The following is a 278-nucleotide window of genomic DNA, read 5'->3' on the forward strand; positions in this document are numbered from 1 at the left end:
GGTAAAAACTATATCGACCACCAGGATTTCAACCTGTTGCCGGACACCATCAAAACCCTGCCGCCGGTAAAGCTGGATGAGAAAACGCAGTTTATTGGTGTCGTGGCCTATTTCTCCGATGACCAGGCCACTGAATGGAAACAAATCGAGACGGTGGAAGGAACCGGCCACCATTACCGCCTGCTGGTGCATGTACGTCAAAGCAGCATCGAAATGAAAAAAGAGGATGAATAATTATGGCAACCACCCGCAACAAGGTGATGTGGCAGGAAGGGATG

At 49.6% G+C, this 278-nt stretch carries 1 protein-coding gene; it reads left to right on the forward strand.

Annotated elements, in window-relative coordinates; translation table 11 throughout:
• Positions 1-234 (forward strand): type VI secretion system lipoprotein TssJ (gene tssJ / locus ACODJP_RS13940; protein WP_248420306.1); only part of this gene is annotated, 234 nt, incomplete at its 5' end.
• Positions 235-278 lie beyond the last annotated feature (44 nt).

This window comes from Pleomorphochaeta sp. DL1XJH-081, from assembly GCF_049310885.1.
GTDB lineage: Bacteria > Spirochaetota > Spirochaetia > Sphaerochaetales > Sphaerochaetaceae > CAYZJV01.